14 protein-coding genes and 1 other RNA gene are annotated in these 14,236 nt (G+C 41.4%); 12 read left to right on the forward strand and 3 right to left on the reverse strand.

Translation table 11 applies throughout. The annotated features are described in order from the left end of the window. Positions 1 to 73 precede the first annotated feature (73 nt). Complete coding sequence (locus OPS28_RS13815) at positions 74 to 1,084, forward strand: fumarylacetoacetate hydrolase family protein (protein ID WP_265610053.1); 1,011 nt, start codon at positions 74 to 76, stop codon at positions 1,082 to 1,084. A 15-nt stretch (positions 1,085 to 1,099) separates the two neighbouring features. Further along, complete coding sequence (maiA, locus tag OPS28_RS13820) at positions 1,100 to 1,756, forward strand: maleylacetoacetate isomerase (RefSeq protein ID WP_265610054.1); 657 nt, start codon at positions 1,100 to 1,102, stop codon at positions 1,754 to 1,756. A gap of 165 nt (positions 1,757 to 1,921) precedes the next feature. Here maiA and OPS28_RS13825 read toward each other — a convergent pair whose 3' ends face one another. After that, complete coding sequence (locus OPS28_RS13825; RefSeq protein ID WP_265610055.1) at positions 1,922 to 2,389, reverse strand: Lrp/AsnC family transcriptional regulator; 468 nt, start codon at positions 2,387 to 2,389, stop codon at positions 1,922 to 1,924. A 189-nt stretch (positions 2,390 to 2,578) separates the two neighbouring features. Between OPS28_RS13825 and OPS28_RS13830 the strand changes: the two genes are divergently transcribed. Both OPS28_RS13830 and ffs read left to right on the forward strand, forming a co-directional pair. After that, positions 2,579 to 3,637 (forward strand): Glu/Leu/Phe/Val dehydrogenase dimerization domain-containing protein, encoded by a 1,059-nt coding sequence (locus OPS28_RS13830; RefSeq protein WP_265610056.1) that lies wholly within the window; start codon positions 2,579 to 2,581, stop codon positions 3,635 to 3,637. Positions 3,638 to 3,724: 87 nt separating this feature from the next. Next, positions 3,725 to 3,821: signal recognition particle sRNA small type (gene ffs / locus OPS28_RS13835), an RNA gene on the forward strand. A 26-nt stretch (positions 3,822 to 3,847) separates the two neighbouring features. Here ffs and OPS28_RS13840 read toward each other — a convergent pair. Continuing rightward, complete coding sequence (locus OPS28_RS13840; RefSeq protein ID WP_265610057.1) at positions 3,848 to 4,126, reverse strand: late competence development ComFB family protein; 279 nt, start codon at positions 4,124 to 4,126, stop codon at positions 3,848 to 3,850. Positions 4,127 to 4,242: 116 nt separating this feature from the next. Between OPS28_RS13840 and OPS28_RS13845 the strand changes: the two genes are divergently transcribed. The 7 genes from OPS28_RS13845 (at position 4,243) to OPS28_RS13875 (ending at position 10,726) form a co-directional block, all read left to right on the forward strand. Continuing rightward, positions 4,243 to 5,343 carry a tryptophan 2,3-dioxygenase family protein gene (locus tag OPS28_RS13845; protein ID WP_265610058.1) on the forward strand — a complete coding sequence of 367 codons (1,101 nt, stop codon included), beginning with the start codon at positions 4,243 to 4,245 and terminating at the stop codon, positions 5,341 to 5,343. A 431-nt stretch (positions 5,344 to 5,774) separates the two neighbouring features. Beyond that, the gene (locus OPS28_RS13850; RefSeq protein ID WP_265610059.1) at positions 5,775 to 6,539 is read left to right on the forward strand and encodes a DUF3450 domain-containing protein; all 765 of its coding nucleotides are present in this window, start codon (positions 5,775 to 5,777) and stop codon (positions 6,537 to 6,539) included. A 6-nt stretch (positions 6,540 to 6,545) separates the two neighbouring features. Then, positions 6,546 to 7,904: a MotA/TolQ/ExbB proton channel family protein gene (locus tag OPS28_RS13855; protein ID WP_265610060.1), complete on the forward strand. Its 1,359-nt coding sequence runs from the start codon at positions 6,546 to 6,548 to the stop codon at positions 7,902 to 7,904. Position 7,905: 1 nt separating this feature from the next. Continuing rightward, the gene (locus OPS28_RS13860) at positions 7,906 to 8,430 is read left to right on the forward strand and encodes a MotA/TolQ/ExbB proton channel family protein (protein WP_265610061.1); all 525 of its coding nucleotides are present in this window, start codon (positions 7,906 to 7,908) and stop codon (positions 8,428 to 8,430) included. 11 nt (positions 8,431 to 8,441) lie between these two features. Then, complete coding sequence (locus OPS28_RS13865; protein WP_265610062.1) at positions 8,442 to 8,840, forward strand: ExbD/TolR family protein; 399 nt, start codon at positions 8,442 to 8,444, stop codon at positions 8,838 to 8,840. A 1-nt stretch (position 8,841) separates the two neighbouring features. Next, the gene (locus tag OPS28_RS13870) at positions 8,842 to 9,453 is read left to right on the forward strand and encodes an energy transducer TonB (RefSeq protein WP_265610063.1); all 612 of its coding nucleotides are present in this window, start codon (positions 8,842 to 8,844) and stop codon (positions 9,451 to 9,453) included. Between the two features lies 1 nt (position 9,454). Next, on the forward strand, positions 9,455 to 10,726 hold the full coding sequence (locus tag OPS28_RS13875; protein WP_265610064.1) for a tetratricopeptide repeat protein: 1,272 nt from the start codon (positions 9,455 to 9,457) through the stop codon (positions 10,724 to 10,726). Between the two features lie 728 nt (positions 10,727 to 11,454). Here OPS28_RS13875 and OPS28_RS13880 read toward each other — a convergent pair. After that, positions 11,455 to 13,539 (reverse strand): GNAT family N-acetyltransferase, encoded by a 2,085-nt coding sequence (locus tag OPS28_RS13880; RefSeq protein WP_265610065.1) that lies wholly within the window; start codon positions 13,537 to 13,539, stop codon positions 11,455 to 11,457. A gap of 59 nt (positions 13,540 to 13,598) precedes the next feature. Between OPS28_RS13880 and OPS28_RS13885 the strand changes: the two genes are divergently transcribed. After that, on the forward strand, positions 13,599 to 14,027 hold the full coding sequence (locus OPS28_RS13885) for an acyl-CoA thioesterase (RefSeq protein ID WP_265610066.1): 429 nt from the start codon (positions 13,599 to 13,601) through the stop codon (positions 14,025 to 14,027). Positions 14,028 to 14,236: the final 209 nt, after the last annotated feature.

Consider the following 14,236-nt stretch of genomic DNA (forward strand, 5'->3'; position numbering starts at 1 on the left):
TAGATACAATTTTCCTATACAGTGAAAGTAAATATGAAGCTTCGGACCGCATAGCAAAGGAGAATACATAAGAATGAAACTGGCAACGTATAAAAACGATACACGCGACGGTACGCTGATGGTGGTAAGTCGTGATTTAAAGCAAACATGTTCTGCCGGCGATATTGCCGCTACGATGCAAACTGCTTTAGATAATTGGTCGGAAGTCGAATCCCAGCTGCAAGAACGCTATGATCAATTAAATAGTGGCAATATTGAAAGTGAAGCGTTCGACCAAACTAAGTGTGAGTCTCCTTTACCCCGGGCGTATCAGTGGGCTGACGGAAGTGCGTACGTTAATCACGTGGAGCTGGTAAGAAAAGCTCGGGGTGCAACTATGCCAGAAAGTTTTTGGACGGATCCGCTGATGTATCAGGGCGGTTCTGATGATTTTATAGGCCCGCGCGATGACGTGATTTTACCCAGCGATGAGTGGGGAATCGATTTCGAAGGGGAAATTGCGGTGGTTACGGATGACGTGCCTATGGCCTGCTCTCCTGAAACTGCGGCCAGCAAAATCCGTCTTCTAATGCTTGTGAATGACGTATCGTTACGTGGACTCATTCCCGGCGAATTAGCCAAAGGCTTTGGTTTTTTCCAGTCTAAACCCGCTTCAGCATTTTCACCCGTAGCGGTAACACCCGATGAACTTGGCGATAAGTGGCAGGATAGCAAAGTACACTTACCACTGCTTTCTACTTACAATGGCGAATTGTTCGGTAAGCCAGAAGCAGGGGAAGACATGACCTTTGACTTTGGACAACTTATTGCGCATGCGGCCAAATCAAGAAATTTGGGGGCAGGCGCAATTATTGGTTCAGGTACTGTTTCTAACAAGCAAGGTACCGAGCATGGCTCAGCCATAAGTGAAGGTGGAGTAGGGTACTCCTGCATCGCTGAAGTGCGTATGATCGAAACTATACGCGACGGCAAGCCAAGTACCGAATTTATGCGATTTGGTGACACCATTCATATGGAAATGCGAGATGCTGGCGGCAATAGTATTTTTGGTGAAATTAGCCAAACTATTAAAAAGCTGAATTAAAAAAGGCGATTAAGTATGGCTTTAAAACTATACGGTTATTGGCGCTCTTCTGCTACTTATCGCGTTCGAATCGCTTTAAACCTAAAAGGACTGGCGTATGACTATATTCCAGTCCACTTAGTTAAAGATGGCGGGGAGCAAAATAAAGAAGATTATATTAGGTTGAATCCATCTCAACTTGTGCCGACGCTAGTGGATGACGACGAAGACATTATTCTCAGTCAATCAATGAGTATCATCGAATATTTGGATGAGAAATACCCGGATTCGACGTCATTATTGCCCAGTCACCCATTAGAAAGAGCACGGGTGAGAGCGTTAGCAATGGACCTTGCTTGTGACGTACAACCTATCGCTAACTTGCGTGTGTTGAATGCTTTGAAGTCTCAGTTCGATGCGTCACAGGAGCAAGTTGTGGCGTGGGCAGCGGATTGGACAAAACGGGGCTTTGCTACGATAGAAAAACGTTTGCAAACGCAAGCAGGCAAGTATTGCTTTGGTTTCGATATAACGGTGGCTGATGTATGTCTGGTTCCGCAAATTTATAATGCCAAACGATTTAATGTAGATTTAGCTGAATTTCCATTAATAAAGAAAATCGGTGAAAATTGCGAAGAAATGGAAGCGTTTCAACGGGCTAGACCTGAAAATCAACCTGATGCCCAACAGTAATAAATAATAAATAATAAATAATAAATAATAAATAAAAATTAAGAGGCAAAAAGTAAAAAGTAAAAAGTAAAAAGAACAATGTGGAAAAGACCTCCAATAGTTGGATAATCCAATTACAGGGGGTCTTTTTATATCCGCGCTTTTTCTACTTTTTATTACCGGTTACTACTGACTCTTAATTGGTAATTCAGTTGTGTTTTTCACCTGCTTTAAAGCAAATGTGGAACTAAGGTGATCCACTAAGGGGAGGTGGGTTAGTTTCGATTTTAGCAAATGCTCGTACTCTTCAATACTTTCAACTACCACTTTCAGCAAATAGTCCTTATCACCGCTAGTAGTATGACACTCAACGATTTCATCAATCGATTCCACGGCTTTTTCAAAATCTGTTAAGGAATCTCCATCGTGATTTTTCAACGTTATGAAAATAAATACGGACACACCAAGGTTAAGCTTTTTAGCATTTAATAAGGTGACTTTACCTAAAATAATGCCATCGGCTTCCATCCGCTTAACGCGCCTCCAGCATGGTGTGTGGGACAAACCAACCTTTTGGCTTAGATCAGCCATTGAAACGGTTGCGTCTTGTTGTAGAACCCGAAGTATCTCGCGATCAAATTTATCTAATTTCATGTAAGGTGGATCCGTCGCATGTATGATATCTATTATTGATAAGTAGCATTTATAGGATAACTATCCTGATAAGAAAATGAACTTAAACTTTGCATTGCGGGATGTTAATTTTCTTAATAACTATTAGCAAGGCATGTCCTCTACTATTTTTAGTAGAATGACGTCATCTTACTTTAACACGAATTTGTTATGTCTGTATTTGATCATCCTGAGTTTGATAAGCACGAGCACGTTGCATTTTACCATGATGAAGAAGCGGGGCTAAAAGCTATCATCGCGGTGCACAACACTAACCTTGGCCCAGCGCTTGGTGGCTGCCGAATGTGGCCCTACATTAATAGCGCGGAAGCGTTGAATGATGTTCTTCGTTTGTCTAAAGGAATGACTTATAAAGCGGCCATGGCCAATTTGAAATTAGGTGGGGGGAAATCAGTTATTATTGGTGATCCAAGAAAAATGAAAACCCCCGCCATGATGCGTGCTATGGGCAAATTCGTGGATTCCCTGGGTGGTAAATATTTTACGGCGGAAGATTCTGGAATAGCCGTTTCAGACTTACAGGAAATGGCAACCCAATCTAAGTTTATTGCTGGAACCAGTGCAAAATATCATTATGCAGGTGAAACGCCTGATGGAAATCCTGCTCCTTCCACAGCCTATGGGGTGTTTGTAGGATTACGCAGTACAGTTGAATACGCGTTTAATTCAGATTTAAAGGGCGTTAAGGTAGCGATTCAAGGAATGGGACATGTGGGCTATCGCCTAGCCAAACATTTGCATGATGCCGGCGCTGAACTTTTTGTGACTGATATTTATCCTGATGGTATTGAACGTGCTGTTCAGGAACTTGGCGCTACAGCCATTGCTCCCGAAGATATTTACGGCTTGGATGTCGACGTTATTGCTCCGTGTGCTATGGGCGCGTCAATAAATGATGAGACTCTACCTGATATTAAAGCTAAAGTAATTGCTGGTGCAGCAAATAACCAGCTGGCCCGTGAAGAAATGGGCGAATTGTTGCGTAAACGCGGAATACTGTACGCGCCGGACTATGTAATTAATGCTGGTGGGGTGATTGATATTTATCATCAGCGCATGGAACATTCGTCGAATGAGGCGATGCGCAATCATATTGAAGAAATTGGCGTAACACTGAAAGAAATTTTTGAACGCGCTGAGCAGGAAGAAAAGGCGACGAATCGTGTGGCGAATGTTATTGCGCAGGAACGCTTTACAATCAAAGCTTGAAAATTGTCATTCAAGTCGTCATAATGCGCCGCTCTTGAGAGGCATCCTTAACAAGCGGCGCTACTCAAAAACAGTTCAATGGTAGGTTCCTGGTCCTCCCGCAATGATACTCTGTGAACTCGGTCAGGCCCGGAAGGGAGCAGCCGCAGCAGACGACTCATGTGCCGGGATGTGGCTGGGAGCTTGCCACCCAAATTCTTATCTTTTATGTTATGCCTCGCGCTTTTTATTCTCAGCCTGATTTAAATAGTTGATGGCTTTTTCCACAGCATATTCTACATTCATTTCCATTTGCTGCTTTTCACTTTGCGGTAAGTAAAAAGCCATATCTACTTCAAAACGGATATAGCGAGGAGGGATCTGATTTAACGTCAGGCAGCATAGGTCGGCTAAATAATCGTCCGATTTACTTTCATCTAACCCCAGCTTTTTAATATGTTCCAATACGAGGTGTTCATAGTAATTATGGATATCATCATCTAACTTCATCTGGACTTCCTTAAAAGTTTACGCCACATCTCTCTTCTTATAGCTGGTTTACTGTCGATGTCGAGTTTGCGGTGGTAGAATTTAGCAAATAATTAACAAGCTTAATCGAAATCATCATGAAAAAAAATATCGAACCTTGTTACTACGGGGATTATTTACAATTAGATAAAATTCTTGGTGCACAACATTTGCAAAGTGAAAAATATGGCGATGCTGCGCACGAGGAAACATTGTTTATCATTGTTCATCAAGTTTATGAACTTTGGTTCAAACAAGTATTGCATGAACTCAACTCTATTATAGATACGTTTTCACAGTCAGAAGTCAAAGATCAAGAACTGATCACAGTCGTACACAGATTGCATAGAGTTATTCAGATACAACAACTTATGAATGACCAGATCAGTGTAATGGAAACGATGACACCGCAGCAGTTCCTTTCTTTCAGAGATTATCTGGTGCCAGCTTCTGGCTTCCAAAGTATTCAATTCAAACGACTTGAAATTTCACTAGGCCTAAAGCGTGAATTTAGGATAGATTTTGATAAACAAAGTTTTTATAGTCGGCTAGAAGATAAAGACAGGGAATTGCTGGAAGGTCTAGAAAACAAACCCAGCTTATTTGACGTGGTTGATCAGTGGCTGGCAAGAATGCCCTTATTGAAAAAGGATAATTTTGACTTTTTACGTCATTACGAGAAAGCCACAAACGAATTATTACAAGCTGATAGACAAACAATAGAAAAAAATAACACCCTGTCAGAAAAAGAGCGCAAGCAAGAATTAAAAGACTGGGAGTCGACCCGTCAAAACTTTGATGCATTATTTGACGAGAAAAAATATCTTCAATTAAGAGGAGAGGGGAAGTTCCGACTAAGTCACAATGCAATGCTCTCGGCCTTGTTTATTAAACAATATTCAGAAGAGCCGATTTTTAATCTACCCTTTCAATTAATTACTGCATTAACGGAAGTTGATGAAAAATTAACCATATGGCGGTATCGACATGCGATGATGGTGCAGCGTATGTTGGGAACAAAAATCGGTACAGGTGGGTCCTCAGGGCATCATTATCTAAAGAAAACAACCGAATCGAATCGAATTTTTTTAGACTTTTTTAATATGGCAACGTTTTTACTACCAAAAGACATGCTTCCAGAGTTACCACCAGCAATTAAACGATATCTCGGTTTTTATTTAAGTGATGACGAAGAATAAACTTCGTCATATTAGATAAAAGCAGTGTAAAAAAAGTTGCTTATATGAGAAAAATCGATTTATTATTCGCCGATGTCGGAATAAAAAATAGCCATTTTAGGCTTTTTATTCGTATGTTACAGAGTAGGGAATAACCAAAGAATAAAATTGCTACTATACTGCTTACTGAACTGACAAAAATGCTGTAAATAGTTAAGAGTCGATTATATTTTGACTGCTGTGGTGGAAATGTGAACGATTTCTAACATATAAGTTACAATGGAATGGACTGCGACTTGACTCGTCTTCTAGTTCCATGTGACTATTACTCTTTCGTAGTATTTGCGTGTTTACGGCATCTACTACCATACTAGATGTTAATGGTTAATACGCCCCTTGCTTTTATCTAAGCGAGGATTTAAACAAGAAATTGGTTGGGAACTATGTCCAAAATGAGCAAGAGAACTCTTATTGCTTCTGCCTTGATGGGTGCCTTTGCGCTTGCAGGTAGCGCAGCCGTCTCTGCAAATAGCCTTGATGCTCTGCAGCAAGAAGAGGCTAAAATCCACGCGGCGGCAGCGAAGTCACAAGAAAAAATTAACTCACTTTTCGAACAATCTCAGGAACTGCTAATCGAATATCGCGGTACTGTTGATCAAACTGAAAATTTGAAAGTTTATAATGATTATATTGCGAGTCTTGTTGAAGATCAGCAGCGCAGCATAGAGTCTCTTCAGCGTCAGATTGATAGCATCGAAGAAACAAAGCAAGGCATAGTACCTCTAATGGTTCGTATGATTGATAGCCTTGAAAGATTTATCAGTCTTGATATTCCAGTTCATTTAGCAGAGCGTCAAGCTCGTATTGAGCGTTTGCGCGATGTCCTTGCAAATTCGAATGTCACAATTTCTGAGCAATTTCGTCAGGTAATTGAAGCGTACCTCGTTGAAGTAGAGTACGGAACGAAGATCGACTCCTATCAGGGTGCGATTGAGGTTGACGGAAAGCAAGTAACGGTAGACTTTTTTAACTTAGGCCGTACTGCACTAGTTGCACTAACTCTTGATCAGAGCAAAGCGTATGTCTGGAACAAAGAAGCCCGTGCATGGGAAGGGTTGTCAGACGACTATCTTGACTCAGTGATTGAAGCAGTGAAAATAGCAAACAATGCCGCTCCTGCAGATATCATTAAATTACCAATTAGTGCAGCGGAGTAATTGTTAATGAAACCAGTAATTAAATCTTTTTTCGCCGCTGCGTCTTTAGCGGTATTGGCTTCTTCAGTGCAGGCTCAAGATGCCACTAGTCTTGAAGGCTTATTAGAACAGGTTAAGAAAAACCGTGTTTCTGAAGCGCGTATTAATGATCAACGCGAAGCAGAATTCCGTTCTGAGCGAGCTGATAAACAAGCACTTTTAAGAAAAGCGCAAAGTGAATTAAAAGCAGAGCAGGATCGTGGTGACCGTCTTCAGAAACAATTTGCTGAAAACGACGAAACATTAAACGAGAAAGCTGCGGAGCTAGATCAAGCAACAGGGCAGTTAGGTGAAATGTTTGGCGTTGTGCGTCAAGCCGCTTCTGAAGCCAACGGTCGTATTTCAACGTCTATTGTAAGTGCTCAATACCCTGGCCGTTCAGAGTTTCTGGCGGAAATGTCTGAAGAGTCTAAAGGCCTTCCAAACATGAAGGAGCTTGAAGACTTATGGTTCGCACTTCAAACCGAAATGACTGCGGGTGGCCAGGTTGTTCGCTTCAATACTGAAGTTGTAAATTTAGATGGCGGCTCAACGGAGCAAGAAGTTGTTCGTGTGGGCACATTTAACTTGGTAAGTGACGAAGGTTATCTTACTTACGATACTGAAAACAATGTAGTGCAGCCATTAGGTCGTCAACCTGACGGATATATTGTTGATTCTGCAGAAGAACTAGTGTCGACAACAACGGGCGTAGTGCCATTTTATGCTGACCCATCACAGGGCGCAATCCTTGGCCTATTAAAGCGTAAAGCTACCTGGGAAGAGCGTTATCATGCCGGTGGTCCAGTGGGTTACACTATCACCATCATGTTGGTCATTGGTCTGTTGATTGGAATTTATAAGCTTGTAACCTTATCTATCGCTAAAGGTAAGATTAATTCACAGCTTAAAAATCCTGGTAACCCTTCTACAGGAAACCCATTAGGTCGTGTGCTTACAGTTTATAAAGAGAACAAGGGCGCAGACGCTGAAAACTTAGAATTGAAATTAGATGAAGCGATTCTTCGTGAACTTCCTTCGATTGAGAGTGGAATTAACATTATCAAAATTTTTGCCGCAATCGCGCCTCTGTTAGGTCTATTGGGTACAGTTTTAGGTATGATTGAAACTTTCCAAACCATCACATTGTTTGGTACCGGTGACCCTCGTATCATGGCTGGAAGTATTTCAATGGCACTTGTGACAACTGCTCAAGGTATCATTGCCGCACTACCGCTAATCCTGATGCACAGCATTGTTGCCTCTCGCAGTAAATCAATTGTCCACATTCTTGATGAGCAAACTGCTGGAATTGTAGCAGCTCACACTGAAGCAGAGAGAGTTTAATATGTTTGGCCTGATTGGATTATGGGAATCAGTCAGGGAATTTATCGCAACTGGCGGCGATGTTCTTTACTTCGTCGCATTAGCGCTCTTTCTTATGTGGGTATTAATGATAGAGCGCTATTGGTACTTAGTGTCAGTTTTTCCAAAGGTTAAGAAAGATATTATCCAAAAATGGGAAGCTAGAACCGACACAACGTCCTGGTATGCGCATAGAATCCGTGATACATGGATTTCTCAGGCTTCTGATGAGTTAGATGCCAGAATGTTAATCATACGAACGTTAATTGCTATGTGTCCATTGATTGGATTACTAGGCACAGTTACGGGAATGATTGGTGTATTTGAAACCATGGCGACTCAAGGTACTAGTAACGCGAGATTGATGGCATCTGGAATTTCGATGGCAACCATACCTACTATGGCAGGAATGGTCGCAGCATTGTCTGGTTTGTTTATCAGCTCACGTCTAGAGGCCAAAGTGAAGTTGGCGAAAGAAGGGCTTGTTGATAGCCTGCCACATCATTAGAGAGAGAAATTATGGCTCGTAAAGTCAGAACTGAGGAAGAAGATGCACAAATCGACATGACTCCAATGTTGGATATTGTCTTTATCATGCTAATCTTCTTCATAGTTACTACCGTTTTCGTAAAAGAAGCCGGTATTGATGTAAACAAGCCCGACGCGAGCCAGGCGGTACTGCACAAAAATGCAAACATTTTTATTGCTGTTACAGAAGATGGAAATGTATGGTTAGATAAACGTGAAGTATCTCCTGATAGCGTTCGTGCAAACATAGAACGATTGCTTACCGAGCAACCTACAGATTATGTGATTATTCAAGCCGACGTTAAGGCTAAGCATGGTTTAGTGGTTGAAATTATGGACCAGGTAAAAGCGGCTGGTGTAAATCGCGTTTCGGTTGCAGCGAGGGGTTAAGATGGGAAGAATTATCGTTTCTATTTTAATAGGAGCAGCGTTTGCGTTTGGTATATTTGTTTTAATGGCAAAGTTGATTGAAAATTCAGCCAGGCCGGCAGACGAAATTCCAGATGCGCCTGTTATTGATATCGTTATGGCTAAGCCTGAAGAGGATACTCAAACAAGAAAAAGAGTACCTCCTCCTCCACCGCCACCACCAAAAGAGCCACCAAAGATCGAGCCGGTCGAACCAGAGTCTGATGAGCCTGATGTCGATGGGTTCAGCATGGCTATGCCGCAAATTGATACAGGCGGAGTAGGCATAAATATTGGTGCAGTGGGCGCTATGCAAAGTGACGGTGAAGCGACGCCAGTGGTTAGGATTGACCCGCGTTATCCTCCGGAAGCAGCTAGAGATGGCAGAGAAGGTTGGGTAAGACTTTCATTTACGATTAATGAAGTAGGTGGTGTTGAAGATATTGAAGTTATCGATGCCGATCCTAAGCGACTCTTTGATAGAGAAGCCAGAAGAGCATTAAGAAAGTGGAAGTATCGTCCAAAAATTGTTGATGGCAAAGCCGTTAAACAACCCAACATGTTTGTTCAGCTAGACTTTAAACTGGATCAATAACATGAAGAAATTAACGTTTAATACACCTATTGCAGCACTGATGCTTGGGGTTTCTGCAATTTCATTCAGTCACACAGCTGTTGCGCAGAAATCTAATGCTCCAGTTGTTTGTCCGGGGTATGAAAAAGGTACTACGCAGCTGGTTGGCGAAAGAACCGGTAAAAAAGTTCAAAGAGCCTTTGAAGCGTATAACGAAGATAGAGTTGACGAAGCTTTACAAATTTTGATGGATATTGAGTCATCGGATGAATTTGATAAGGCTTATGTTAATCGTTTTGTAGGTAACCTTTTAGCTGCGAGAGAGGGTGAAGGAAACCGAGCTCTCAATCGGCTTACTAGTGCTGTCGAACCAAAGGTATTGAATGATCTGGAGCATGCTCAAACTCTGAAATTAATCGGAGACTTGAGTATGCAAGAAGAGAAGTATTCAGAAGCCATTAAATGGTACAACAAATGGATGGATTTTACTTGTAAGGAAGATCCGGACGTTTATACGCGTTTGGCGCAGGCCTATTACGAAGCTAAACAAATCGCCAAAATAATAGAGCCTGCTGACAAAGCAATTGCGCTATATGACGAGCCGAACAAAAATCCATATGTTCTTAAGATGACTTCATTTTATGAACGTAAGATGTACCCAGAGACGGTTAAAGTTGCAGAAGAACTTGTATCTTTATTTCCTGAAGAACCTAAGTGGTGGACACAACTCGGGCTGTTCTACATTCTTATTGAAGAATATAAGAAGTCGCTTGGGATCTTTGAAATAGCTTACAATAACGGTTGGCTTACCAAGGAAAACCAGATTAAGCAGCTGGCACAGTTATATGCTTCAAATGGTATTCCTTATAAAGCGGCTAGGTTAATGGAAAAGCATCTTAAAGAAGGATTAGTAGAAGATAGTGCTACTAATTTGGCTGCGGTGGCGAATTCGTTTCATCAGGCGAAAAACTATGATACTGCGGCGAACTTCTATGGCAAAGCAGCAGCAAAAAGTTCAGATCCTGACCATTATAAAAAACAAGGCACTCTTCTTATAGTTGCGGAAGACTATAAAAATGCTGTGGTAGCATTAGAGAATGCTTTGGAACGTGGTGCAAAAGATGTGGGCAAAATCCATTTCTCATTAATGGAAGCGCATTTCTACTTAGGGAACTTCAAGAAAGCATATGAATATGCTGAAATGGCGAAGAAAGATTCTTCTATTAGAAGAAATGCCAACGCGTGGGTTCCCTATATAAAGGAAAAAGCGAAAAACCGTGGAATTACTATTTAGCGTTAGCTTAATCTAAAATTCTTCTAACTATTTTAAAAAGGCCAGATTCTATATTTGGCCTTTTTTTATATCAGTTGACCCATCCTAAATAGCCTTGACGCTTTTCCAATTTAATTTGGAGAGTGTAATGAAATCAAATAATAAAAGAACACCGCGAGATTATTCTACCGCTTTTAAATTGGCAGTCGTAGACCGAATCAAAATGGTTGACCCGCCCTAAATAAGTATTATCCTTAATCTTGTGCATATAGGTTTTCACGCTAGCACTTATTCGTACTATTGTTTAAATGTTTAACTGTCCTTCTACCATCGAAATATATCGCCTCCCTCAACGAAATATGCTGGCAATCAGTCATCGGCTGGCATGCTATAAACGACGTAGCGCTCCAAAATTATGCCATTTGATCTAGGTTTGGTCCCAGAGTTTTACATGAGTAACTAGCGTTGCTAATCTATGCTCTCTCACCCTGAGTGAATCCCGTTGTTTATTCGCTAATTCGGGTAAGCGTAACGGAGTCTTAAATAAGTAAGGCAGGTGCCGCGCAAAATCGCGAATCGCCCCCTAAGATGAGCGAAAATATATTTACCACGAGTATCATTGATTTGAATGTTATTGTTTTCCTCTACCAATTTGCTTCGATTAGATACATTCTTTTTGGGTTTAAGTTATTTCCGCTTATTGGTGAACAGCGCTACGCAATTACGCAATAAAACGTAAACAATACGCTTTAATAGGGTTTAAAAAGAGGCGTAAGCCATTTTTTAAGATTTTCTTTATCAATCGTATTAACGTTGTGTTTTTGCGCTAAAGTAGTCAGTAGAGTGATAAGTTCATCTTGTACCGCAGTGGATACGTGTATAGCGCCACCGCGAATCTGGTGGAGTAACCACGGCATAGCAGACGACAGCGACATTAGGTTACGTTGTCTATAACAAAATTGTCTCCACCTGCTTTGGTAATATACGTCCAGGCAGGTTTGCTCACTATCAATAATGGCGAATTTACTTAGTGTGGCTGCTTCAATTCCATCGAACCGAGCATCGTTGAAGCCCAGCATACTAAGTGTACTTGCCAATCGACTAAATTCCTCATTCATAGGGGAAACAACAAGAGCGCTGGATAAAGCGCTGGCTTTATTTCTCTTTTTACCCACTTTTAAAAGCATAAAGCCATTATTTTTCCAAAAGTCTATTAGCGTAACAGTCGCACCAAACGAACTCGTCAATGCATCAACATATTGCTTATCAGCTTCTCTGGAAACATAAGTTAATAAGCGAGAACCTAGGCCATTACCTTGTAGGTTCGGCCAAACGGCGATTCTATTGATACGCCAATACGATTGCGTTGTTACTGCTTCTTGTGCACAAAAATAAGCTAAACCTTGTGCACTTAAGTGTCCTTTTACTCTTCGGTTCCCACTGCATATTTCGCTTGCTATAGGAGATAGGCTTCTCCCGCCTTCAACATTAATTGCCGCAGCAGCTATAATTTCATCCTGATTATTACGTAGCAATGCATAATATATATCGGGTGAATCAGTTAATCGCATTAGATCATCGGGCGTTGTTTGGTAATGCGCGCCGTTGAGTAGATTTAGGACTTGCGTTAACTCTCCAATGCTTAGATTGGAGGTGTGCGTGAAGGTGAACAACGGATCATTAGTGGATTCTACTTTCGCTGTCCTACCTGTAGATTTTTTGTAAAGTAAAGTATCTGAAAGAAAAAGTTCGAGAGGATCATTCTTAAACCATCTGAGGGGTTCTGATAACGTGATGTGACTAACCGTAACGTGTTTTTCGAGTTCAGTGATGACCTTTTGTTCAAACCCTTTTGCACTCCCTTCATATCCCTCAGTTGTAGTGCTTAAGATGATTTTTCTATTAGCGCGACAAATTGTCATCAATAACGGGGCAGGGAAAGAGGCGGCTTCATCGATTATTAACAAGTCGTAGCTATTGTCTAACAATAGTGGCGAATCCGGGGCCACCCATTTCAGTTCACGCCTATTGGCTGTAGTAGTAAGTGAATCTATTGAGGAAGTAAACCTTGAGATATTGTTTGTGCATATATCAAACAGGCCTTCAATAGATTTCTTAGCTGTTGAACTTACTAATATTTTAATACCTTGGCCTAACAATGACGCGCTGAGCAAGCCTAGCAAAGAGCTTTTACCTCTTCCCCGTTTAGCTTTTACCACCGCATATTTATCGTCACTATTGAAAAAGATTCTAAGCGCGTCAAATGCCCGCTTTTGATCACTGCTCCAGAACGGCGATGCCTGGACAAGAGATTGGCTAAATACCAGCTTTTGAGGAAGTCTTAATTCATCATGTTGCCAAATTGCAATCTGTTGATTATTAGCAAACTCCTTTGCGAGTTGCTGGATATATCGACTCACGTTCAGATTAAAGCCATAGGTTAAATAAAAAGGCGGGGATTCTACGGCAAGCTTTGGCCATTCATTTAACGGGGGCGTAATGACAACTAAACAACCCTGAAACGTAACACAGCCAGCTAGAGCTAGCAGCGCCGAGGGCCTAAATTCATCGACCGCATCGTAAATGGCGATGTTATAGGATTGACCCAGTAGGTGCTTATATAACGCTATTGGTTTGGAATGGTCTGTTCGGATATCGCGGTTACTTAAAGCACAGGTTTTGCTAGCAATAGGAGCGCTATCGATAAGTTCCTGCGCACGTAACAACCCTGCGCTTTTCTCCATAGCGATGACTAACATTTGTCGGTGGTAGGTATTTACATTCTCATCAATATTCCTACCAAAAAGCCATTCAATAACCTTATTTAAAGCCATATCTACCTTAATAACGTATACTAAGCATAGATTTTAACGGGATAACCAGAGGATTTCGAATGCGTTTTTTATCTCGCCGCTTAGTCATGCCAAATGATTTAAATTATGCGAATTCATTATTTGGAGGGAGGGCACTGGAGTGGATTGACGAAGAGTCTGCAATTTATGCAATTTGTCAATTGGAAACAAATTGTCTTGTGACTAAACATATTGGTGAAATAAACTTTGAATCTCCGGCTATGCAGGGAGATATTGTGGAATTTGGTCTGGAAACGAAATCGGTTGGGAAAACGTCCATTCGGGTAAGTTGCTTAGTAAGGAACAAAGCGACCAAAAAGACGATTTGTTTGGCTGACGATATTGTTTTCGTCAAAGTCGATCCAGTGACCCGTCAACCTGTACCTCATGGGAAAACCCTAGAGGGTTTAAAGTCTCAGACTGATAGGGAAATACGTTCGCTGAATTTAAGTAGCGAAAGAGACAATTAGCACCCCACTATCCACTATTAACTGGATTAGTCGTTACTCGATCTGACAGATTCAGCTACAGGGCTGAATCATTTCTGACAGTCTTCTGTGAACGTAGGGCGGCCATTGAGGCTAACTATTTACTGAGGCCCAAAAAAAGCTAACGTCATTGCATATATGGACTCCCGGTTCATTTCAAGGATATTTTTAATATAAGTTGGAAGATTGCA

Source organism: Alteromonas sp. ASW11-130 (assembly GCF_026183735.1).
Classification (GTDB): Bacteria; Pseudomonadota; Gammaproteobacteria; order Enterobacterales; family Alteromonadaceae; genus Alteromonas.